The organism is Nocardioides panzhihuensis (genome assembly GCF_013408335.1).
GTDB classification, from domain to species: domain Bacteria; phylum Actinomycetota; class Actinomycetes; order Propionibacteriales; family Nocardioidaceae; genus Nocardioides; species Nocardioides panzhihuensis.
Genome location: NZ_JACBZR010000001.1, coordinates 3,444,827 through 3,464,226 on the forward strand (window position 1 = coordinate 3,444,827; position 19,400 = coordinate 3,464,226).

20 protein-coding genes are annotated in these 19,400 nt (G+C 70.0%); 8 read left to right on the forward strand and 12 right to left on the reverse strand.

The window, feature by feature from the left end; all coding sequences use genetic code 11:
* The first annotated feature begins 10 nt into the window (after nt 1–10).
* Complete coding sequence (locus tag BJ988_RS16305) at nt 11–3,376, forward strand: phosphodiester glycosidase family protein (protein ID WP_179658921.1); 3,366 nt, start codon at nt 11–13, stop codon at nt 3,374–3,376.
* A 69-nt stretch (nt 3,377–3,445) separates the two neighbouring features.
* Here BJ988_RS16305 and BJ988_RS16310 read toward each other — a convergent pair whose 3' ends face one another.
* The gene (locus tag BJ988_RS16310; RefSeq protein WP_179658922.1) at nt 3,446–4,378 is read right to left on the reverse strand and encodes a 2-hydroxyacid dehydrogenase; all 933 of its coding nucleotides are present in this window, start codon (nt 4,376–4,378) and stop codon (nt 3,446–3,448) included.
* 144 nt (nt 4,379–4,522) lie between these two features.
* Here BJ988_RS16310 and BJ988_RS16315 point away from each other — a divergent pair, with 144 nt between their 5' ends.
* Nucleotides 4,523–5,911: a GntP family permease gene (locus BJ988_RS16315; protein WP_179658923.1), complete on the forward strand. Its 1,389-nt coding sequence runs from the start codon at nt 4,523–4,525 to the stop codon at nt 5,909–5,911.
* On the opposite strand, the gene BJ988_RS16320 is transcribed toward BJ988_RS16315, so the two are convergent.
* The 3 genes from BJ988_RS16320 to BJ988_RS16330 are packed head-to-tail and all read right to left on the reverse strand — an operon-like array spanning nt 5,908 to nt 8,319.
* Nucleotides 5,908–6,543 carry a maleylpyruvate isomerase family mycothiol-dependent enzyme gene (locus BJ988_RS16320; protein ID WP_179658924.1) on the reverse strand — a complete coding sequence of 212 codons (636 nt, stop codon included), beginning with the start codon at nt 6,541–6,543 and terminating at the stop codon, nt 5,908–5,910. The genes BJ988_RS16315 and BJ988_RS16320 overlap by 4 nt on opposite strands.
* Before the next feature lie 36 nt (nt 6,544–6,579).
* Nucleotides 6,580–7,824, reverse strand: coding sequence for a deoxyguanosinetriphosphate triphosphohydrolase (locus BJ988_RS16325; protein ID WP_179658925.1), 1,245 nt, complete (start codon nt 7,822–7,824; stop codon nt 6,580–6,582).
* Between the two features lie 33 nt (nt 7,825–7,857).
* Nucleotides 7,858–8,319 (reverse strand): Rrf2 family transcriptional regulator, encoded by a 462-nt coding sequence (locus tag BJ988_RS16330; RefSeq protein WP_179658926.1) that lies wholly within the window; start codon nt 8,317–8,319, stop codon nt 7,858–7,860.
* A 93-nt stretch (nt 8,320–8,412) separates the two neighbouring features.
* Here BJ988_RS16330 and BJ988_RS16335 point away from each other — a divergent pair, with 93 nt between their 5' ends.
* Nucleotides 8,413–9,255: an SDR family oxidoreductase gene (locus BJ988_RS16335; protein ID WP_179658927.1), complete on the forward strand. Its 843-nt coding sequence runs from the start codon at nt 8,413–8,415 to the stop codon at nt 9,253–9,255.
* Between the two features lie 155 nt (nt 9,256–9,410).
* Nucleotides 9,411–9,641 carry a hypothetical protein gene (locus tag BJ988_RS16340; RefSeq protein ID WP_343051647.1) on the forward strand — a complete coding sequence of 77 codons (231 nt, stop codon included), beginning with the start codon at nt 9,411–9,413 and terminating at the stop codon, nt 9,639–9,641.
* A gap of 110 nt (nt 9,642–9,751) precedes the next feature.
* Here BJ988_RS16340 and BJ988_RS16345 read toward each other — a convergent pair whose 3' ends face one another.
* From BJ988_RS16345 to BJ988_RS16360, 4 genes are all read right to left on the reverse strand, one after another.
* Nucleotides 9,752–10,657 carry a VldE C-terminal domain-containing protein gene (locus tag BJ988_RS16345; RefSeq protein WP_179658928.1) on the reverse strand — a complete coding sequence of 302 codons (906 nt, stop codon included), beginning with the start codon at nt 10,655–10,657 and terminating at the stop codon, nt 9,752–9,754.
* A gap of 234 nt (nt 10,658–10,891) precedes the next feature.
* A complete protein-coding gene (gene dusB / locus BJ988_RS16350) occupies nt 10,892–12,028 on the reverse strand; it encodes a tRNA dihydrouridine synthase DusB (RefSeq protein ID WP_179658929.1) in 1,137 nt (378 codons plus the stop codon).
* 51 nt (nt 12,029–12,079) lie between these two features.
* A complete protein-coding gene (locus BJ988_RS16355) occupies nt 12,080–12,715 on the reverse strand; it encodes a hypothetical protein (RefSeq protein ID WP_179658930.1) in 636 nt (211 codons plus the stop codon).
* 170 nt (nt 12,716–12,885) lie between these two features.
* Complete coding sequence (locus BJ988_RS16360) at nt 12,886–14,286, reverse strand: glycine--tRNA ligase (protein WP_179658931.1); 1,401 nt, start codon at nt 14,284–14,286, stop codon at nt 12,886–12,888.
* A 172-nt stretch (nt 14,287–14,458) separates the two neighbouring features.
* Here BJ988_RS16360 and BJ988_RS16365 point away from each other — a divergent pair, with 172 nt between their 5' ends.
* Together BJ988_RS16365 and BJ988_RS16370 are read left to right on the forward strand one after the other, a co-directional pair.
* The gene (locus tag BJ988_RS16365) at nt 14,459–15,328 is read left to right on the forward strand and encodes an SCO6745 family protein (protein ID WP_179658932.1); all 870 of its coding nucleotides are present in this window, start codon (nt 14,459–14,461) and stop codon (nt 15,326–15,328) included.
* 57 nt (nt 15,329–15,385) lie between these two features.
* Nucleotides 15,386–15,718 carry a hypothetical protein gene (locus BJ988_RS16370; protein ID WP_179658933.1) on the forward strand — a complete coding sequence of 111 codons (333 nt, stop codon included), beginning with the start codon at nt 15,386–15,388 and terminating at the stop codon, nt 15,716–15,718.
* Between the two features lie 17 nt (nt 15,719–15,735).
* Here BJ988_RS16370 and BJ988_RS16375 read toward each other — a convergent pair whose 3' ends face one another.
* A complete protein-coding gene (locus BJ988_RS16375; protein ID WP_179658934.1) occupies nt 15,736–16,392 on the reverse strand; it encodes an HAD-IA family hydrolase in 657 nt (218 codons plus the stop codon).
* A gap of 433 nt (nt 16,393–16,825) precedes the next feature.
* Between BJ988_RS16375 and BJ988_RS16380 the strand changes: the two genes are divergently transcribed.
* On the forward strand, nt 16,826–17,413 hold the full coding sequence (locus BJ988_RS16380) for a hypothetical protein (protein WP_179658935.1): 588 nt from the start codon (nt 16,826–16,828) through the stop codon (nt 17,411–17,413).
* Here BJ988_RS16380 and BJ988_RS16385 read toward each other — a convergent pair.
* The 3 genes from BJ988_RS16385 to BJ988_RS16395 are packed head-to-tail and all read right to left on the reverse strand — an operon-like array spanning nt 17,388 to nt 18,422.
* On the reverse strand, nt 17,388–17,717 hold the full coding sequence (locus BJ988_RS16385) for an undecaprenyl diphosphate synthase family protein (RefSeq protein WP_179658936.1): 330 nt from the start codon (nt 17,715–17,717) through the stop codon (nt 17,388–17,390). The genes BJ988_RS16380 and BJ988_RS16385 overlap by 26 nt on opposite strands.
* A complete protein-coding gene (locus BJ988_RS16390) occupies nt 17,701–17,877 on the reverse strand; it encodes an undecaprenyl diphosphate synthase family protein (protein ID WP_179658937.1) in 177 nt (58 codons plus the stop codon). The genes BJ988_RS16385 and BJ988_RS16390 overlap by 17 nt, the downstream gene beginning before the upstream one ends.
* Entirely contained in the window at nt 17,877–18,422 is a 546-nt protein-coding gene (locus BJ988_RS16395) for a GrpB family protein (RefSeq protein ID WP_179658938.1), read from the reverse strand. Before BJ988_RS16395 ends, BJ988_RS16390 begins: the two co-directional genes overlap by 1 nt.
* A gap of 66 nt (nt 18,423–18,488) precedes the next feature.
* Here BJ988_RS16395 and BJ988_RS16400 point away from each other — a divergent pair, with 66 nt between their 5' ends.
* The gene (locus BJ988_RS16400) at nt 18,489–19,370 is read left to right on the forward strand and encodes an aldo/keto reductase (RefSeq protein ID WP_246321506.1); all 882 of its coding nucleotides are present in this window, start codon (nt 18,489–18,491) and stop codon (nt 19,368–19,370) included.
* Nucleotides 19,371–19,400 lie beyond the last annotated feature (30 nt).

Genomic DNA, 19,400 nt, shown 5'->3' on the forward strand with positions numbered 1-19,400 from the left:
CAGTGAGAGCGTGCGCCCCCTCGCCCCCACGCTCGCCCTCGTCCTTGCCCTCCTCGTCACCGCCGGACCGTCGGTCGCCGACGTACCTCCACCGCCACCGACCGCGGTGACGCTCGCCCCCGGCGGGATCCCCCCGAGCCAGCAGGAGTCGAACGGCTACGACTTCGCCGCAGGTGGCGAGGCGCTCTCGACCGTCGCGACGCAGCACGTCGCGCCGGGCCTGAAGCTGACCAACTTCCAACGGCTCGAAGACACCGGCTGGAATCGCGGCAACGTCCTCACCGCCGATCTGTCCGAGCCGACGCTGTCGATGGACGTACGCAACACCGGCAAGGTCGCCGGGATCGGCACCTTGTCCAGCCAGATGTCCGGGACCGGGGCGGTGGCCGGAGTCAACGCCGGCTTCTACGATATGAACGCCTCCGGCGCGCCGGTCGGTCTGGCCAAGAGCCGCGACGGGCTGCAGAACGCGCGGTTCGGATCCGACCCGACCCTGTCGATGGCCGGCGCGCAGGCGGCGATCGGCGAGCTGACCTCGGGCGGGACCGTCACGATCGACGGCGCCGAGCACGACCTGGCCGGGTTCAACACCCCGTCGCTGCCCACCGGCGGCATCGGTGTCTACACCCAGGCCTGGGGCGACTACACCCTCGACCGGCCGGTCGGCGGCCCCGGCAACACCTCCCCCGAGGTCGCCCGCGCGAACGTCGTCGACGGCGTCGTCACCGCGGTCGCCGACGAGGCCGGTGCGCCGGCCGTCCCCGACGGCGGACAGGTCCTGCTGGGCCGGGAGGCAGGGGCCAGGGTCGTACGCGGCCTGGAGGTCGGCGACCGCGTCGATGTCGCCGTCGGGCTGGCCGAGGAGGCCGACTGGGCGGTCAGCGGCAACGTCCAGCTCGTGGTCGACGGCAAGGTCGGCCCGGGCATCGGCGACGACGGCGTCCACTCACGTACGGCCGTCGGGCTCAACCGCGACGGCACGAAGCTGATCGTGCTCGCCCTCGACGGCCAGACCGGCGCGAGCCGCGGGATGACGCGCGCGGAGCTGGCCGGGTTCATGCTCAGCCTGGGCGCCTATCAGTCGCTGAACCTGGACGGCGGCGGCTCGACCACGATGGCCGCGCGGGTCGCGGGCGACGTGAGCCCGAGGACCGTCGACACCCCGTCCGACGGCACCGAGCGCGAGGTGTCCAACTCGCTCCTGTTCTTCTCCTCCGCCGAGCCGACCGGCGTGGCGACCGGGGCGCAGGTCCGCCCGGCCACCAACCGGGCCGGCGCCTATCGCGTGCTGCAGGGACAGCGGCGTACGGTCTTCGGCTCGGGTCTCGACGCGGCCTACGCGGCGGTCGAGCAGCCCGGCCGGTTCCGCACCCAGGATCCCGAAGTGCGGATCGTCGACGTCCACGAGGACCGTGCGGCTGCCCTCGGGCGGCGTACGGGCTCGGCCGATGTCGTCTACACCACCAGCCGCCACCGCGCCACGATGCCGCTGACGGTCCTCGGCCCGCTCGACCGGCTCGCGGTCGACAAATCACAGCTGGCCATCGAGCAGGCCGGCGAGACGGCGACGATCCAGATCACCGGCTACGACCCGGACGGCCGTCCGGCTCCGATCGAGCCCAGCGAGGTCACCGTGGACGCCGACCCCGGCGTCGAGGTGACCCGCGACGGCGCCAATGGCTTCGCCATCCGCCCCACCATGGAGAGCGGCGCCGCGGTCGTCGACTTCGCCGTCGGCGGCCACCACGTGACCTCGTCGGTGCTGGTCGGCAGCGAGCAGCACACCCTGGCCGACTTCACCGACGGCGCCACCTGGAAGGTCGAGACCGCGCGGGCGGCGGCGTCCATCGAGCGTGTCAGCGGCGGCGGACACGACGGCGGCGACGCGCTGCGGCTGCGCCACGACTTCACCACCAGCACCGGGACCCGTGGCGTCTACGCCGTCCCGCCCGCCGGTCTCGCCGTGCCGGGCAGCCCGCTGAGCCTGTCTCTGTGGGTCGAGGGCGACGCCAGCGGGATCTGGCCACGGATCCAGATCCGCTCGGGCGACGGCACCGTCAGCAACCTCGACGGCGACCTGGTCACCTGGGACGGATGGCAGCAGGTGACCTACCCGATCCCGCCGGGCACCGCGATGCCGATCCGGGTGGACAAGATCCGGTTCCTGGAGACCCGGCCGGACGTCTCCTACCGCGGCGACCTGACGATAAGCGACCTGGTCGCCAATGTCGCGCCGGACGCTCCGCCGACGCAGACCGGGCCGGTCCAGGACCCGGTGATCCTCACCGAGGGCACCGTCGACGAGCGACCTCAGCGCATCGCGGTGATGTCGGACGGTCAGTTCGTGGCGCGCAACCCCGACAGCGACCTGGTGCGCCACGTCCGCGAGACGCTCCGTGAGATCGTCGCCGCCCGTCCCGACCACCTGATCATCGACGGTGACCTGGTCGACGAGGCCTCCCCTGCCGACATCGCGCTGGCCAAGCGGATCCTGGACGAGGAGGTCGGCGACCGGGTCCCCTACACCTACGTCCCCGGCAACCACGAGGTCATGGGCGGTCCGATCTCGAACTTCAAGGCGGTCTTCGGTCCCACGCACACCGCGTTCCGGATCGGGGCGACACAGCTCATCACCCTCAACAGCTCCTCCGGCACGCTGCACGGCAACGACGACGGCAAGACCCAGCTGACCGAGCTGGAGTCACAGCTCACCGCGGCGGCCGCCGACCCGGCCGTCACCGGCGTCGTGCTCGCCATGCACCACCCCATCGAAGACCCGCTGCCCGACAAGGCCAGCCAGCTGATCGACCGGATCGAAGCCAAGCAGCTCGAGGACCGACTGGGCAGGTTCCGTACGTCGTCGGGCAAGTCGGTCGCCGTCATCAACGGTCACGTCGGTGTCTTCCACGGCTCCTCGGCCCAGGGGGTCTCGATGCTCGTCAACGGCAACTCCGGGAAGAACCCGGCCGGCAACGCGGCCGGCGGTGGCTTCCGGGGCTGGACGATGGTCGGCATCGATCCCTCGGCCGGCGTCGTCGGCAGCGACCCGCGCCCGGGGGCGAGACTGCGCTGGCTGCGCGCCGAGACCCGACCGGCGGTCGACGCCGTCTCGATCGGCGCCCCGGAGACGTTGGCCGCCGGGTCGTCGGTGACGCTGGAGTCCACCTTCAGCCAGGGTGCCGCGACCGTCCCGGTCGCCTGGCCGGTCACCGCCGACTGGGGCGGGGACGGGGTCGCCTTGGGCGAGCAGGGCCGTGGCGTCGTACGCCTCGACCCGGCCACCCGAAGGCTCACCGCGCTCCGGCCAGGAACCGCCACCCTCACGCTCGTCGTGAACGGCGTGAAGGCCGAGTCGACGGTCACGGTGACGCGGTGACGGCGCGGTAGTCCAGGGAGTTTCCGTCGGATTACTGATCAGTAACGGACGGAAACTCCCTGGACTATCTCAATAGTCGCCCGACATCACGTTCGCGAGCGGCTCACCGGCGGCGAACCGCTCGAGCTGCTCGCGGACGACCCGGTAGGCGCGCGGCCACATCGCGCTCGACGCGCCGCCGACGTGCGGGGTGATGAGTAGGTTGGGCGAGCTCCACAGTGGGCTCTGCGCCGGGAGCGGCTCGCTCTCGGCGACGTCGATGGCCGCATGGATCCGCTCGGTGGCCAGCTCGGCGACCAGGTCGGAGGTGACGACCACCCCGCCGCGGGCGACGTTGACCAGCAGCGCGCCGTCCTTCATCCGGCTCAGGAACTCGCGGTCGACCAGACCGCGGGTCTCCTCGGTCAGCGGCGTGACCAGCACGATCACGTCGGCCTCGGGCACCAGCGTGGCGAGCTCGTCGAAGCCGTGCACGTCCTCCCGAGCGGTCCGGGCCACCTTGACGACCTCGGTCTCGAACGGAAGCAGCCGCGCCTCGATGGCCTGGCCGATCGCGCCGTAGCCCACGATCAGGACGCGCTTGTCGGCCAGCGACGGGAACCAGCCCGGCCGCCACGCATGCTCGTCCTGATGACGTACGTGGCCAGGGATGCCCCGCAGCGACGACAGGATCAGCGTGAGGGCGAGCTCGGCGGTCGAGGTGTCGTGGATGCCGCGGCCGTTGCACAGCGTCACCCCCTCGGGGATGTGCCCGCGGGCGGCGTCGACGCCCGCGGTGAGCAGCTGCACGACCTGGAGCGAGGTCATCTGGTCAACGACGTCGAAGATGCGCGAGCCGAGCATGTAGGGCGGCAGGTAGAAGGCCACCTCGCCGACCGAGTCCGGCACCTCCACCTCGGCATGTGCGAAGCGGGTGTGGTCGAAGAGCTCGAAGCGGAGGCCCGCGGGCACCTCGCCCAGCTCGGACGGGTCGAAGGGCAGCCAGACGAGGGGATCGCTCATGCGACCACGTCCGTGGCGCAAGCGCCAGGATACGGACGAGGCCGCATGCTGTCCCGATGGCTCACTCGCTGAAGCTCGTTCACACGCGGAGAACATACCGGCCCAGGGGTGCCGCCGGTCACATCCGCCGATAAGGTATCCGTTATGGAACCGCTGACACCCGCATACCCCACATGGGTGATGCTCCTGATCGCCGCAGTTGCGGTCGCCGTCCTTCTCGTCCTGATCGCCAAGGTCAAGCTGCACGCCTTCATCGCTCTGGTGCTGGTCAGCGCGGTGACCGCAGTCGCGGCCGGCATCCCGGTCGCCGACGTGCCGACCGCGATGCTGACCGGCTTCAGCACGACGCTCGGCTCCGTGGCGCTGCTGGTGGCGTTCGGCGTGATGCTGGGGCGCCTGCTGGAGGTGACCGGCGGGGCGCAAGTGCTGGCCGACACGCTCATCGGCGTGTTCGGCGAGAAGCGTGCGCCGCTGGCGCTCGGGGTGGCCGCGCTGATCTTCGGGTTCCCGATCTTCTTCGACGCCGGCCTGGTCGTCTTCCTGCCGATCATCTTCGCGGTGGCCCGCCGCTTCGGCGGCTCGATCCTCATCTACGCCCTGCCCACGGCCGCCAGCTTCGCGGCGATGCACGCGGTCGTCCCGCCCCACCCGGGCCCGGTCGCCGCGGCCACCGAGCTCGGCGGCGACATCGGCCTGACCCTGCTGATCGGCGTACCGGTCGCCGTCCTGGCCTGGATCCCCGGCGGCTACCTCGTCGGCACCCGGCTGGGTGCCCGGTTCAACCCGGTCCCCACCAACGTCTTCGCGATGAAGGACTCGGAGGAGAGCCCGGCGGAGGAGACGACTCCCCCGCCGTTCTCCGTCGTCATCCTTCTCCTCGCCCTGCCCATGATCCTGATCGGCCTCAACACCGCCATCACCACGCTCAGGACGGCCGGGACGATCAGCGAGGACGCCACCTGGGCCAGCGCGCTGGTGCTCATCGGCCAGACCCCGATCGCGCTGCTGATCACCGTGCTCGTCGCCCTGCTCGTGCTCTCCCCCGGACGGTTCCCCATGGGCCGCGCAACCGAGATCGTCGACCAGGCGCTCGGCCCGATCTGCGCGATCATCCTGATCACCGGCGCCGGCGGGATGTTCGGTGGCGTGCTGCGCACCAGCGGCATCGGCGAGGCGCTGTCCACCTCGCTCTCCGGCCTGGGGATGTCGCTGATCGTGCAGGCCTTCCTGATCGCGACCCTGCTGCGGGTCGCTCAGGGCTCCGCGACGGTCGCACTGACGACCACCGCCGGGCTGATCTCCGCCCAGGTCGCCGCGGCGGGCCTGAGCAGCTTCGACATCTCCCTGCTCGTCTTCGCCATTGCTGCGGGCGCGACCGTCCTCTCCCACGTCAACGACTCCGGGTTCTGGCTGGTCAGCCGCTTCTTCGGGATGGACGTCATCACCACCCTCAAGACCTGGACGGTCCTGGAGACCACCCTCGGCCTCTCGGTCTTCGCGATCGCCGGGGCTCTCTGGGTGGTCGTCCCCTAGCTCGTACGCCGCACCCGGCTCTCGAGGGTCGCCAGCCCCGGCCCCGCGAGCTCGGGCAGCGCGTCGGCGCGCCCTGAGATCGCCATCAGCAGCGCCTCGCCCGGGCCGGTGATCTCGGCACCGTTCCCGTGGGACCAGTCGACGTCGGTGGTCAGCAGACGCAGGCCGCGTACGTTGCGCCTCGCCGGCAGCGGCGGGGCCATCAGGGCGAAGTCGAGGACCGGGACGAGCCGCTCCGGCGGCACCGCCCGCGGCTTCCCGAGCGCCCGGCGGATGTCTTGGTGATGGATGAGCCCGTCGGTCAACCCGATCCGAGAGTCGGCAATCGCGGTCGGCCCGGAAGGCTCGGCGTGCGCGCGCAGGTATTCGAGCAGATCGGCCGGGGTCCGCTCCCCGAGCTCCTCGAGCCGGCGAGCGTTCATCTCGCCGAACCGGAACCGAGCGCGCACGAAGCATCCGGCGAACTCGCGGAGCCCGAGCTCCTCGTAGCTGAGCATGTGCGCGACCACGTCGCGCACCGTCCACCCACGACACAGCGAGGGCTGGTCCCACTGCTCCGGCGTCAGCGTCTCGAGGAAGTCGGCGAGGTCGCGGCGCTCGGCCGTGGCGAGCGCGGTGCGGTCCGGTTTCATGAGGCTTCTCCGTCCATCCGAAACTTGTCGGTCCGGTCAGGGTCGTCGGCAGAGCCGCTCGTGCCAGGCCAGCGCGGTGATGTCGGTGAGGGAGGCGACCTGGTCGATCACGACGCGGAGCCGAGCCGCGTCGTCGGACGCGTCCCGCCAGTCGTCGGCGAACTGGCGGTCGAGATCGTCCGGACCCGTGGCGACGAGGTGATCGACGAGCTCACCGAGCAGGTTGCGCTGACGATCCATCCTCACGGCCCGCTCGTCGGTGCGCATCACGTAGTGAGCCGCGATGCCCTTCAGCCACGCGATCTCCAGACGAGTCTGCTCCGGCACCACGAGGTCGGCGCCGAAGCGGGCGTAGGGACCGCCGCCGGCGGCGTCCGTGGCCTCCTTCACGGCCCCGCAGAACCGGCCGATGACGTCGGAGGTCAGGTTCTTGAGCATGGCGCGGGAACGGCGAGAGGCGTCATAGGCAGCGCCGTCCGGGATCCAGCATCCGGCCGCCGCCAGGTCGGTGATAGCCGTCTCGGCCAGTGCGCGGTCGAAGCCCGGCACGTACCAGTCGACCACGGTCTCGGCGACGCCGTCGAGGTCCAGCCGGGCGAGGTCGATCTTGCCGGCGACGATGCCGTCCTCGACGTCATGGACGGAGTAGGCGACGTCGTCGGAGAGGTCCATGATCTGGGCTTCGACGCACTGCCGCTGGCCGGCCCCGGCGGCGCGCAGCCAGGTGAAGACCGGCAGGTCGTCCTCGTAGACGCCGAACTTCGACCCCGCCCGCTCCCCGAAGCCCCACGGATACTTCGTGCACGCGTCCAGCGTCGCCCGAGTCAGGTTGAGTCCGACCGAGCGGCCCTCGGCGTCGAAGGTCTTCGCCTCCAGCCGGGTCAGGAGCCGCAGCGTCTGGGCGTTGCCCTCGAACCCACCGATCCCCTTCGCTCGCTCGGCGAGCACGCTCTCGCCGTTGTGCCCGAACGGCGGGTGTCCCAGATCGTGCGCGAGGGCCGCGGTCTCGGCGATGTCGGGCTGTGGCGAGTCCGGCCCGTTCAGGGCCCGCGACAGGTCCCGGGCGACCTGGGCGACCTCGAGCGAGTGGGTCAGCCGGTTGCGTACGAAGTCGTCGGCCTGCGGCCCCACGACCTGGGTCTTCGCGGCGAGCCGCCGGGTCGAGGCGGCGTGCACCAGGCGCGCGCGGTCGCGCTCGAACTGCGTACGCTCCGGCGCCGCCACCCGCTTGGGCGGCTCGGCGACGATCCGCTCACGATCCTCGGCTCCGTATAGCTCCACAGTCCGAGAGGCTATCGCTGAGTCCGGGCTAGGTCAGCAGAGGAACTGCGTGTGGTCCGCCGGATCGAAGCCGGAGTCGTCGAGGACGTCGTTGAGGGAGATGCCCTCGAGCTCGGCCAGGACGGCCTTGGCGACGCGGCGGTCGAGGTCGATCAGCGCACCCTGGACGCCGGCACCGACCGGGCAGGCGGGGTTGGGGCCATGGATGCCGAGGACCGGGTCGTCACCCTGCAGCACCTGCCACACCTGCGCGAGGTTGACCACGCCCGGATCAGCGTCCAGCTCCCATCCCCCGTGAGCGCCGGGGCGGGACCGCACCAGGCCGGCCGCACGCAGCGGCCCGAGCACCTTGCGTACGTGGACCGGGTTGACGGCCGTGCTCCCCGCCAGCTCGTCGGAGCTGACCGGTCTCGTACGTCCCACGGCTGCACACGACGCGAGGTAGGTCAGGACATGGACGGCCACCGCGAAACGGGTGTTCGTCGGGGTTGCCATACCCCCATCTTGCCTTATTGCCATCGTTATGACTACATTTACGGAACCGTCATCATCGTGACTACGGATTCCACCAACAGACAGGACCGCTTCATGACCATCGCCATCACCGGTGCCTCCGGCCAGCTCGGCCGCCTCGTCGCCGACCAGCTCCTCGACACCGTCGACCCCGCCGAGGTCGTGCTCCTCACCCGCGACCCGGCCAAGCTCGCCGCCTACGCCGAGCGCGGTGCCGACGTCCGCGCGGCCGACTTCGGCAAGCCCGACGAGCTGGTCGAGGCCTTCGCCGGCGTCGAGCGCGTGCTGCTGATCTCGACCGACGTCGTCGGCGCCCGCGTCGAGGGCCACCGTGCCGCCATCGACGCCGCCGCCAAGGCCGGCGTGCGCCACATCGCCTACACCTCGGTGCCCGAGCCCACCCCGGACAACCCCGCGGGCGTCGTCCCCGACCACGCGGCCACCGAGGAGGCGCTGCGCGAGAGCGGGCTGGCCTGGACCATGCTGCGCAACAGCCTCTACGCCGACATGCAGGTCGACTCCGTCGCCCAGGCCGCCGCGAGCGGACAGCTGATCACCAACATCGGCGACGGCGGCGCCGCCTACGTCACCCGCGCCGACTGCGCCGCGGTCGCCGTCGGGGTGCTGACCGGCGAGGGACACGAGGGCAAGGCGTACGACGTGACCGGCCCGCGGGCCTACACCGCGGCCGATCTGGGCGAGCTCGCCGGGCAGCAGTCCGGCAAGCCGGTCGAGGTCGTCCAGGTCGACGACGAGGCCTACACCGCCGGCCTGGTCTCCGCCGGGCTACCGGACTTCATCGCCCCGCTGCTCACCTCGTTCGGCGCCGCGACCCGGCTCGGGAAGCTCGCCACGGTCACCGACGTCGTCGAGCGGGTCGGTGGCCGCACCCCGACGCCTCTGGACGCACTGGTCTGACGTCGAGGCTTGCTGTTTCGCAGTAGATTTGGGGTGACTGACCGGAGACGAGGCCTCCAACCGGACGCCGCTCGAGCCGGTCGATAGGCGGACCTCATGCCGACGTCACACAGCCCCATCCTTCTGTCCGAGTCCTCGTCGCGAGAGGTCGGCCTGTGACCAGGCCCGGCATCGTCCTTCGCGTCCGACTGGTCAGCGGCGACAGCATGGACGTCACCTACGACGACCCAGAGGCAGCGAGCGAGGCCGAGGCGATCGACCAGCTCACCCTCATCCTGGCGAGCGACTCCGGCGTCCTCCGCTGCCGACACGGCGACCGGCTGCTGCTGTTGTACGCACGCGGGGTCGCCGCAGTGGAGGTGGCGCCACGCGGCGCGGTCCTCTGAGCCGACTCGGCGGCCGGCTGACGGTTACGTGCTCGCAGTCGTAGTGGCTAGAACACAGTTCGGCCCGGGCTCTTTCGAGGCCCGGGCCGAACGCTGTCGAGACCGACGAATCAGTTCGTCGAGACGTGGACGTGGTCGTAATGGTTGGCGGTGGCGGACCCGCGGTCCTCCATGGAGCGCCAGCCCTCCGAGGCACGCACCGGTGTCCAGATCTGCTGATACCAGATGATGTCGTAGAGGTTGAGCGCCGCAGCGTGCTTCTGCAGGTAGGCCGCGATGGCGTCGCCGAGCGCCTTGTCGCTGGTCATGAAGTCGAGCGCCTTGCCCGAGGTGTGCTCACCGTGGGCGTCCCAGCCGCCGACGGTCATCGAGGCGACCTCCGGGAAGGCGTTGCAGACCGCGCGGTAGACCGTGACGGCGTCGGAGACCAGGCCGCTCTCGACCGAGGAGTCGCCGCACGCAGCGGCGCTGACGCCGGCGGCGACGCCAGTGGTCTCGGGCTTCTCGTCGCTGAGGTGACCGGTGGTCACCCAGGCGACCTCGCCGTCGAAGATGATCTCGTCGCGGCCGGACTCGGTGCGCCCGGTGGCGTAGACCACCTCGCCGGCCTCGATCTCGCCCTTCTGGGCGGAGTGCTTGCCGTAGGCCGACCAGAGGTTGAGCGTCTCGTCGGTCCAGCGCTTGAGCGCCTTGGCGGTGCCGGTCTCGACCTGCTCGGGACCCTTGGTCAGCGTCTCGACGGAGGAGACCGACTCGCGGTTGCCGCCGTCACGGCTGACGACCGTCTCCCGCCGGTCCCCGGCGACGCGCGCGTCGTCGCGGGTGCTCGGCACGTTGGCCTTGGACGAGGTCAAGGATGCGCCTGCGCTCTTGGTGACCAGGGACGAGGTCGGCTCTGCGAACGCGGCTCCGGCACCGACTGCGGCGCCGGTCGCAAGGACGGCGACCCCTGCGCTGACAACTATCGACTTGGTCTTACGGACGGCCCGAGTGTCGCCTCTATGGCTGCCGGCCACACGCAAATCCTTTGCTCGACTACATGGTCTGCGTCCGAGCACCTCCCACGGTTTCAGCGGGTGAAACTCGTCGGACTGTGTTGCCTTCGGGCCCGGGCGCGGCAATGAGTACAGCACACACGGAGAGGGGTATTCCAATTCCCTTACCGAGTTTTTGCGTTGTTTTGTATCTGTCGAACGACTGACTCCGGGGCCGGTGGATGGCCTTTCGGGCCGATCCGGCAGGGCGCCGCCTCAGCCGCCAGAGGTCTCCGAGACGTTCTCCGCGAACCCGCAGCCACGCCCGTCGGCGTCGTCCAGCCACCCCTCCGGGAGAACCACCTTGTCGCGCGGCGCACCCTGGCGCCCGCGCGGCGCACCCAGCTGTGACGAGGGGAAAGGCTCGCTCCGGTCGAGCCTGGCGAGCATCTCGTCGAGGTCGGCGAGGCTGTTCACCAGACCGAGGGTACGACGCAGCTCGCCGCCGGCGCTGAAGCCCTTGAGATACCACGCGATGTGCTTGCGGATCTCCTTGCAGCCGCGCTCCTCGCCCATGTGCTCGCAGAGCAGCTCGGCATGGCGCCGCATGATGTCGCTCACCTCGCCCAGATTCGGCAGCACGTTGACCTTCTCGCCGGCGAATGCGGCCACCAGGTCACGGAAGAGCCAGGGACGTCCGAGGCAGCCGCGGCCGATGACGACGCCGTCCACGCCGGTCTCCTCGACCATCCGGATCGCGTCGGCCGCCTCCCAGATGTCGCCGTTGCCGAGCACCGGGATGTCGATCGAGGCGGCGAGCTCGGCGATGGCGTCCCAGTCTGCGGTGCCGGAGTAGGCCTGCGCCACCGTGCGCCCGTGCAGCGCGATCGCGGCCGCACCGCTCTCCTGGGCGATCCGGCCGGCGTCCATGTAGGTCAGGTGAGCGTCGTCGATGCCCTTGCGGGTCTTCATCGTCACCGGTACGTCGTAGGGCTCTGCCGCGCGTACGGCGTGCTCCAGGATCTCACCGAGCAGACCGCGCTTGTAGGGCAGCGCTCCCCCGCCGCCCTTGCGCGTCACCTTCGGCACCGGGCAACCGAAGTTGAGGTCGACGTGCGCCACCCCGTAGTCGCCGCAGAGGATCTCGGTCGCCTTGCCGACGTAGACCGGGTCGGTGCCGTATAGCTGCACGCTGCGTACGGTCTCGGCCTCGTCGAAGACGAGCATGTCCTTGGTGTGCTGGTCTCCCTCGACCAGGCCGCGGGAGGTGATCATCTCGCAGACATAGAGACCCGCGCCCTGCTCGGCGCACAGGCGCCGGAAGGCGGCGTTGGTGACGCCGGCCATCGGCGCGAGCACCACAGGGGTGTCGACGGTCAGGCTGCCGAGCTTCAGGGGGCCGGGGAGAGACATGCCTTCCATTGTCCGACCAGCGGCGCGTCGTACGAAATCAAGCGGTCGGCGTCAAGAAGTCGGCGAGGCGGACGGGGAGCCAGAGGCCTTGGGCGCTGCGTACGGCGTCAGGTCGCCCTGCCAGGTGATCGGGTCGAACTCCTCGTAGGGCCGGAAGCTCACGCCGACGAGCTTGCCCTGGTCCGGGACGAGCATGACGAGGCAGGCGTCCACGCTGGCGCCGGGAGCGAACGGCTTGGGGAACGTCTTGACGGCGCAGGGCTTGAACGGCTCCTTGAACGCGGCGGCCTCGACCAGGTTGCCCTCGTCGTCGAGACCCCACAGCGGAACGTCGTAGCCACCGAGGTCGGTGTCACCGTCGTTCTTGATGGTCGCGCGGACGAAGTAGGGGGCGCGCGCCAGCGTCGCCTCGTCGAGCTTCCAGCCCGAGAAGGTCTGCTTGTAGGAGGTCGACTCGAGCTTGTCGACCGTGATCGAGAGCTCGCCGTCGACGCCCTCCTTGGGCGTCCACTCGACCGTCGCGGTCTCGCCGAGCCTGCGGTCGGCGCCGGGCTCGGTGAGCGCACCCGCGGTGGCCGAGGCCGAGGCCGAGGCCGACGGCGAGGCGGAAGCCGACGCCGAGGCGCTCTCGGACGCCTGGGGCGCGTTCGTCCTCGGTGCGGTGCCGCTGCACCCCATCAGTGACATGGCCATCACCACACCCGTGACGGATGCGGCACGTAGAGAGCCCGCTCGTTGCATGGGGACATCCTGCCGCACTTCTGTTTCAGATCGTGCGACAGGACGTCCCATGTGAGGCTACGACGCGGTAACGGTGGCCGCCCCGCGCCGGCTCTCGGGGCCTGATCAGGCCCCGATCAGGCGCCGATCAGGCGCTCGGCGAAGTAGCGGCTGACGCCTTCGAGCGGGATGCGCTCCTGCTTCATCGTGTCGCGCTCGCGGATGGTGACCGCGTTGTCCTCGAGGGTGTCGAAGTCGACTGTGACGCAGTACGGCGTACCGATCTCGTCCTGGCGGCGGTAGCGCTTGCCGATCGACTGGGAGTCGTCGAAGTCGACGGCCCAGTTGGCGCGCAGCTCGGCGGAGAGGGCCTTCGCCTTCGGCGAGAGCGCCTCGTTGCGGCTGAGCGGGAGCACGGCGATCTTGACCGGCGCGATCCGGTGGTCGAGCCGGAGCACGACCCGCTTGTCGACGCCGCCCTTGGCGTTGGGGGCCTCCTCCTCGGCGTACGCGTCGACCAGGAAGGTCATCAGCGCACGGGTCAGACCGGCCGCGGGCTCGATGACGTAGGGCAGGTAGCGCTCGTTGTTGGCCTGGTCGAAGTACTGCAGGTCCTGGCCGGAGTGCTTCATGTGCGTGCCGAGGTCGAAGTCGGTGCGGTTGGCGACACCCTCGAGCTCACCCCACTCGCTACCGGTGAAGCCGAAGCGGTATTCGATGTCGACGGTGCGCTTGGAGTAGTGGCTCAGCTTCTCCTGGGCGTGCTCGTAGAGGCGCAGGTTGTCGGGGTTGATGCCGAGGTCGGTGTACCACCGCATGCGCTCGTCGATCCAGTACTGGTGCCACTCCTCGTCCTCACCCGGCTTGACGAAGAACTCCATCTCCATCTGCTCGAACTCACGGGTGCGGAAGATGAAGTTGCCCGGCGTGATCTCGTTGCGGAAGCTCTTGCCGGTCTGGGCGATGCCGAAAGGAGGCTTCTGGCGGGTGCTGGTGACCACGTTCGCGAAGTTCACGAAGATGCCCTGCGCCGTCTCCGGACGCAGGTAGTGGAGGCCCGACTCGTCCTCGAGCACACCGAGGTGGGTCTTGAGCATGCCGGAGAACTCGCGCGGCTCGGTCCAGGCGCCCCTGGTGCCACAGTTCGGGCAGGCGACGACCTCGTTGATGACGACGGTGTCAGGGTCGTCGATGCCCTTCTTCTCCGCGTACTCCTCCTGGAGGTGGTCGAAGCGGTAGCGCTTGTGGCAGGACTGGCACTCGACCAGCGGGTCGTTGAAGGTCTCGACGTGGCCGGACGCGACCCAGGTCTGACGCGGCAGGATGATGCTCGAGTCGAGGCCGACGACGTCGTCGCGCTGCTGGACCATCGCCTTCCACCACTGGCGCTTGATGTTCTCCTTGAGCTCTACGCCGAGGGGGCCGTAGTCCCAGGCACTCCGAGTGCCGCCGTAGATCTCGCCGCTGGGGAAGACGAATCCGCGCCGCTTGGCGAGGGAGACGACGAGGTCAAGGGTCGATGCTGGCGGCTTTGCCACGATGAATGCTCTCTGCTCGATGCGAGCCCCGGCCGGCTGCCGGGCCTCGGTGCTAGGGGATCTACGGAAATCCTATCCGCGGTGTCATCTTGTTATGTACGCCGCCCGCTGGGCCAATTCGCCGGGCCAAATCGCTCCGCCGATCGGGCGCGTGCCGATACCGTCCCTCGTCATGGAGTCCAACGCGCGTCGTCTGTGGAAGCTGCTCGAGCCGATCCATGCGGTGGGCTACTTCTCGCCCGAACCGGTCACGCTGCTCAAGGAGGCCGGCTACCGCGGCTACTGGATGGGCTACTTCGCGGCTCGCTCCGCGCCGCTGGGGACCGTTCCGGCCGAGGTCGTGCACGCCGTGTTCTACAACTTCTCGTTCACCCACGTCTCACGTGCGCTGCCCGACGCGTGGAGCTTCGCACCGCCCGAGGTCGCGCATGCCGCCCGGCAGTCCGGAGCCGTCGCGGCGTTGCGCCGTCAGCTCGGCGCGCTCGCCGACTCCGACGACGTCGCCCGGGCTGCTGGCCTCGCCTCCCGGGCCGCCCTCGCCGCTCCGCCGGAGGGACGCGCCCTCTACGCCGCGCTCCGCTCGCTCCCTGTCGCCGACGACCCGCTCACCGCTCTCTGGGACGCGGCCACTCTGCTTCGCGAGCACCGCGGCGACGGCCACGTGGCCTCGCTGCTCGCCGCGGGCATCGGTGGCCGCGAGTCGCACGTGTTCCATGCGCTCGCCACCGGCGCCTCCCCGTCGGTCTACGCCACCTCCCGCAACATCCACGAGAGCGAATGGACCTCCCTCGTCTCCTCGCTGCGCTCCCGCGGCCTCGTCACCGACGACGGCGGCTCACTCACCGACGTCGGCCGGGAGACCAAGTCCCGGATCGAGTCCCAGACCGATGCGCTTGCTGCGACCGCGTACGCGACCCTGACGCCGGCCGAGGTCGATGACCTCATCACTCTGCTGCGGCCGCTGACCAAGGCCGTCGTCGCCTCCGGGGAGATCCCACAGCAGTCGCCGATGGGCTTGAAGCTCGACGATCTCGATCAGTGACCGTCCCTGGGGCGAAACCCTGTTGAGCGCGCGACTCGCCCCGATCAGACTCGACCTATGAGCGCATCCGACCTCGACCCTCGTCTCCGCCCCATCCTCGGGCTGGCCGAGGAGGCGGTGGCGCGCCCAGGGACCGAGGTCGACCTGGAGACCCTTCAGGAGATCTTCGCCGAGGCGGCGATGTTGCTGGACCTCGGCAACGTCCTCGAGGGGCTCGATGAGCACGACGCGCGCGAAGTCGTCGACGGCCTCTGCCAGGACCTGCTCGCCGAGGACCCCGCCCAGAGCATCCGCGATCACGCCGAGTCGGTCCTCGACGGCGCCTCGTCTCATGACCCCGAAGGCGTCGCGGTGGCGTACCGGATGGCTGCGCATGCGCTGCGACTGTGAACTCAGCGCCCGTCGCTCTACCAGTGCAGGTCGTGGAGCGTGCTGATACGGCGTACGGCCGCTTCGAGGTGGGCGTCGTGGCGATCGAGAAGGACGGCGGCGAGGCCGGCCTCGAGCGGACCGAGGACGTCGTGGGCGAGGCTGTTGCCGACCATCAGCGCCTCGCCTGGCGCGATGCCGGCACGCTCGCACGTGAGCCGGTAGGCCCGCGGGTCCGGCTTGCTCGCCGGCAGGGTCGAGGTCGAGACGTGGAGATCGACCTCGTTGGCGAGGCCGGTCAGGTCGAGCTTGAGGCGCTGGTGGTCATCGTCTCCGTTGGTGAGGACGACCGTTCGGAGACCGGCGGCGCGCACCCTGCGCAGCGTCGGGACCGCGTCGTCGAAGGCAACCCACAGCGCTTCGTACCTCGTCAGATACCCGGCGAACAGCGCGTCCGCCTCCGCGTCGTCGAACTCGATCCCGAGGAACTCCCGGGTTCGCGCCCGCCGCTGCTCCTGGAAGCTGATCTCTCGACGCTGGTAGCGCTGGTAGTGCGGCCCGGACACTGCACCCCATCGTGCCTCGACGTCCCCGGTGATCCCGTGCTCCGCCGCCCACCCGACTACCGCCCGCCGTGCTGCCCCGGCCTGGTCCACCAAAGTGTCATCGAGGTCAAAGACGATCGCACGCAGCACGACCGACACCCTATTGCCGCCAAACGCAGCTCGCGGGACCGCCCGACCCCCTCCGCCAGAACGGTGCATGTGCTCGGTTTTACCGCGCTCATGGACGGGTCACCTCTCAACTTCCCCGCACATGCGCGGTTGTCGCATCCGGCGCGATGAGATGCCGTACGCTCTGCTGGCGGTGTTGTTCGGACTTGGCGCACTGACGCTGTGGGCATGTTTGGCGGGGCTCGTATTGACCGATCGAGAAGGTTGCCGATACTCGCCGGCCTCGATCTACGACTCCCGCTTTTTCCCACCGCAGGGCTGGTGCATCCAGGAGGGCGTCGCTACCGCAACACACCCGACCTGGACCGGGCCCGCACTGGTTGCGTTGCTCACCGCAACCTTGCTGTGTGCATCGCTGGCCGTCATGTTTCGTCGAGCGCAGGGTGAGGGGGCCGTGAACCCGGCCAGTCGGATCGCACTGATCCTGATCCTGGTCACGGGTGCCACCGGCAGCGCGATCGCGGCACGAGACGATTCGCCGAAGCGAACTGCGTTCCGAGCGGCAGCCGTGGCCGCCGCGGAGCACACTCGCCAGCAGGCACTCAATGAGCGCGGCCGCGCGTCACATCCCGACGGGCCAGGTACGGAGCCCACCCCGACACCCAGCGACGTTCGGGCGCAGCTGGAGATGCTCGCCGGCGACGCTCTGGCCGCGGTGCCCACCGGAACACTGTGGCTCGCCTCGCCAGAGGTGATCATTTCATCCTGCGGTGGCGGCGAGATCCTGAGCCTCACCGGCCGCTACACGGCCCGCGACCTGACCACAGCGAAGGACGACGCCGACTTCAACACCATCCTCCACGCCAACGAGGACGCGGCGGCCGCCATCCTCGAGGCTTGGATCGGCTCGAGCGGCGCCTATGACACGTTGAAGGGCGAGTACTACTTCGCCGTCGTCGGCTTCCCGCACCTCAGCGCCCATCTCGGCTTCGATGAGGGCGTCGGCGAGATCGAGGTCACGAGCCTCTGCGCTCACCCCTGACCTCGTCGCACGGGGCAGCCGTTCGGTGCGCGGCGTAGAACTCCAGTGCCTGGGCGAAGTCGTGCTCGGTGAAGTCCGGCCAGAGCTTCTCGCTGACGACGATCTCGGCTTTTGCGGTCTGCCAGGGGAAGAAGCCGGAGAGGCGCTGCTCGCCGCTGGTGCGGATGACGAGGTCGATCTCCTTGCTCGGTCCGCCGGGCAGTGCCGCGGTGATGGCCTGCTCGTCGATCTCGGTGACGCCCGCGGCGATGGCGCGGCGGATGCCTTCGACGATGTCGCCGTGCGGGTCATAGCCGATCGCCATCGTGAGGTGTGCCGGCCGGTCGGCGGTCGGCACCGACGTCGTGACCAGCGCCTGGGTTCGAGAAGCCTGCCTTCTTCGCCCAACGGCGGTTGCCGTCCATCACCATGCCGACGTGCCTGGGCAGCAGGTGGGGCGCGATCGTCTCGGCGGTCTCAGGCATCAGCGGCTCGGGTCGTTGAGGGAGAGGATCTGGCGGCGCTCGGCGTCGGTCAGGTCGGAGGCGGCAAGGACCTTCTGCAGGACATCGGACTTGCGGGCGATATAGGTGTCGATGTCCATGTCGGGGTCGGCGGCGAGCTCGAGCTTCACGGCAGCGTACTCGTCGCGAAGATCGTCGCGGCGCCGCAGAACGTCGCGGACGGTGAGATGGTTGCGTACGTTGAGGGTCCCCGCGGCGCAGACGTAGACGTGGCGTCGCGGATCGTCGTCGGGGGCATGGAACGCTTCGCGTCCGGCGACGCCCAGATCGCCGCGGTGGACATAGCCGATGCGTTCGAGCGCGGCGACGGCAGCCGGGACGTCCTCGGGCGCGACGATCACGTCGATGTCGAGGATGGGCTTCGCGGCGAGGCCGGGGACGGAGGTCGAGCCGACGTGCTGGACGCTTGCCGCCGACTCGTCGGCCAGCGCGCTCCTCAGCGTCGCTGCCACCTGCTCGAACCGGGCCGGCCAGGACGGGTCGTAGGGGACCACCTCGATGCTCACGGCGGAGAGTCTCGCAGGCGTCCGGAACCTCGCGACGATCAGCGCGCTGGCCTCTAGGATCTCGGCATGAGTCAGCTCGCGACCGCCCGCCCGCTTCAGCTCGGCCGACAGGGGTTCGGTGCCATGCGGCTGCGGGACGACGATTCCGGCGACGCGGACCGGGACCCGTTCCGTGTGGTGAACACGGCTCTCGAAGAAGGGGTCGTGATGATCGACACGGCCGAGCTGTACGGGAACGAGGAGCTCGTCGGCCGCACGATCGCCGCCCGACGCGACGAGGTGTTGCTGGCCAGCAAGTTCGGAGTCGTTGCGGCCGACCATCACCCCGACGGTTTCGAGGTGCGAGCAGACGCCGGGCACGTTCGGCGGTCCTGCGAGGCGAGCCTTCGTCGGCTTCGGACCGACCACATCGACCTCTACTACCTGCACCACCGCAGCGATACGGTCCCCATCGAGGAGACGGTCGGCGCGATGGCGGACCTCCTGCGAAAGGGCGACATCGGTGCGATCGGACTCTCCAACGTCACCGCCGAGGATCTCCGCCGCGCCTACGCCGTCCACCCCGTGACCGCGCTCCAGGAGCACTGGTCGTTGGCGGAGCGCACGATCGAACGTGAGCTCGTGCCGACCGCCGCCGAGCTGGGCGTCGCGCTCGTCGCGCACTCTCCGACATCGCACGGCGTGCTGCACAGCGCCGCGGACGACACTGCCCCGGCGGACGAGAAGCAGGTGGTCCTTCGCGAGATCGCCACCGCACACGGGGTGTCGGCCGGCAAGGTCGCGATCGCGTGGGTGCACAGCCGTGGGCCCCTCCACGGCCTCGAGGTGGTGCCGTTGCCGGGGACGACGCGTGCGAGCCACGTGCGCGCGAACGTGGCAGCCGCGGAGATCGTCCTCAGCGCCGACGAGCTGCAGCGGCTGACGGCGGCCTGGCAGTCGAACGCCTGACCACGGCCACCGTCGACGGTCCTCCTGCGA